This is a genomic window from Nostoc sp. CALU 546, from assembly GCF_048836525.1.
In genome coordinates this window covers 1-2,622 of record NZ_JAWJTF010000244.1, presented here as the reverse complement: position 1 = coordinate 2,622, position 2,622 = coordinate 1, and the positions used below count along the sequence as shown (strand labels likewise).

2 protein-coding genes and 1 pseudogene are annotated in these 2,622 nt (G+C 35.4%); all 3 read right to left on the bottom strand.

Features of this window, described 5'->3' with window-relative positions:
• Nucleotides 1-680 (bottom strand): WD40 repeat domain-containing protein (locus RRG12_RS42170; RefSeq protein ID WP_420763228.1); only part of this gene is annotated, 680 nt, incomplete at its 3' end.
• A 1-nt stretch (nt 681) separates the two neighbouring features.
• Nucleotides 682-2,292 carry a P-loop NTPase fold protein gene (locus RRG12_RS42165; RefSeq protein ID WP_420761983.1) on the bottom strand — a complete coding sequence of 537 codons (1,611 nt, stop codon included), beginning with the start codon at nt 2,290-2,292 and terminating at the stop codon, nt 682-684.
• Nucleotides 2,293-2,401: 109 nt separating this feature from the next.
• Nucleotides 2,402-2,622: pseudogene (locus RRG12_RS42160) on the bottom strand (hypothetical protein); the annotation flags it as partial.

Here is a 2,622-nt window from a genome sequence, read left to right as displayed (position 1 = left end):
GAACCAGAAACGGCTGTTTTTCCATCTTGGGCGATCGCTACTGCATTTACCGAGCTGTTATGACCAGTCAGGGTAGAGATTTCCTTTCCGGTCTGTAAATTCCACACTTTCAGGGTGTTGTCATGTGAACCAGAAACGGCTGTTTTTCCATCTGGGGCGATCGCTACTGACATTACCGAGTCGTTATGACCAGTCAGGGTACGCAGTAGGTTTCCGTCTGGATTGGTTAAGCTGGCTGTAATGGGGCGAAATCGAGGAATTTCACTTTTACTTTGTGCCGCATCTGCCAATATTTTCTGAATTTCTGGCTGGGGAAAACTCTGCAACCTTCCCCATAATTGTCCTACTAATTGGGTTTGGTTTTCATTCAAAACATGGGCTGATAGCTGTAGCGCATCTTGAATTAATTTCAGGATTTTGATTTGTTCAGGGTCTAGTTTATTTTCTTCCCCTAAATTCTCCCATACCTCTGGATTACAAGCCAAATTATAATCTCTAATTAGGGCTTCTACTCCAAATTGAGGATATTGAATTTTCAGAAAAATAAAATCAAAATTTGTGAGAATTTGATAATATTTCTGCGAGTTACCTGCTTTTAAGTTGCTTTCAGCAAATTTGCCTAGAAATAAATTTTTAAATTCGTCTGTTTGTAAGGCAAATTTAGTAGCAAGTTCACCCATTTTATGCAATCCCCTGCGCCAGGTAATCAGCTATACGTTGATTAACTTCTTTAAATAATCTTCGACCTTTAGCTAGTTTGTCTTGCTCTTGGAGAAATTCTAGAAAACTTCGATGATAAATACTATAATAAGTTGTTTTTTCATTTTCATTAATTTTTGGTGTTACATATTCCACCCAATCATTTAAAACTAATTTCACATCATATTCATCTCGATCGAGAATTTCTGCAATCATCTTTAAAGATATAGGTTCACCTCTTTCTACTAACATATACAAGATTTTCACTTTCATTTCATTGGATTCATTTTCCATATCCATTCGCAGCCAATGAACTTTATAATAATCTTTAAGACCTTGTGGTAATCCCTGTAAGGTCAAATCACTATATTCCCCTTCAGCAATCCAAGGTAATACATAACGCAAATACATGAAATTATTTTCGCTTTTAGCTGCAACTTGTTCAATAAAGTTATGTTCAGCAATATTGCGGTCTGTAATCCATTTTCTCAATTTCTCTTTATAGTCTTTATCAGCACTGAGAAATAGGTGCAGATAATCTTTCACATCTTCTGCACTAAAATCTTTATATTTGTTTTTTCTTAAATCCAATTCAACTACAGGAGTATCTGGAGACAAAGTTAAACGTTTTGTTTCTGGATTATAAGGTCGTCTAGTCAGTAAAAAATAGACTCCATCAGGAATATTTTGTGGTAAATCTAAAAGATTACCATTTCCTTCTTGTTCTACTTCATCTAGTGCATCAACAACAATTACAAGTTTTTGTCCTTTTAATTCTTCACTGGCTTTTTGCAATAAAGTCCTTAAATCGGCGTTGTCTGCATTTTGGAGAGAACAACGCTTAATTAACTGTTTACGGATACTGTCTAAAAACTTTTCTGGTTTGTTGCGTCCTTCTGCGAAAACATTAAAATAACAAGGGTATCTAGTAGCTAAAACGTATTTAGCAGCGATCGCACTTTTACCCATCCCCGCATCCCAAATTACAGTAAAATAACCCTTGGTTTGAGTTTTGAGGAATTTTTGAATAGCATTAAAAACAAAATCACGACCGCAAAATAAGCGAGTTTTCTCAAACATTAAGGCTTTAAACTCTTTGGGATAAACATCTAAATCCCAATCTGGATAGGGCTGAAATTTTGAGGAACTTGTTTGTTTAGCAACTGCAATAAAAGCTTCCCCAAATTCTTCTAACTCACCCAAAAACTTATCTAATTCAACCAAAAATTCAATTTGAGAATTCTTTATCTGAGTTTTGAGTTCGCTATTTTTATTAATAAAATTTTTGGTATCTTCTACAAACTTAAAGGGAGCATTAGAACTGTAAGCATCCCAAAAATAATCTTTAATTACTTTCTCTTTAAACAGGTTTAAAATTGCTTCAGGTTTAAATACGCCATACCTTACCAGAGCGTAAACATAAACAGTATCAACATCATCAGGAATTTGGGTAGGGTTGAGTCCTAATTCCTTGAGAATTTTGATAACAGCTTCGTTTTTTTGAGCTTGTTTAATGATTAATTGGCCGGCTTGAGGAGCATATTTTTTAATTATGGGAGTAATCGCTGAAGTAATTGCGGCAAACTCTATCATGTTTATTCCCGAAAAATTATTTTTTACGAGTAGCATCAGAGCAAATTATACAGTAATTACTGTTGAGTAGTAGTATAGATGTAACACTGCTTTATTCAAGCAAGTGGGATTAGGTTAAGGCAAGAGACGGCGATTTATCGCGTCTTTGTGATGATTTATCGCATCTTTGTGATCTAAAATTTTCATCAAAAAACCTTAACCGAGTTGATTCAGCGAACTCATTTGCTATTTCGGCGAACTCATTTGCTATTTCGGCGATCGCATTTGCTATTTCGGCGAACCCATTTGCTATTTCGGCGAACCCATTTGCTATTTCGGCGAACCCATTTG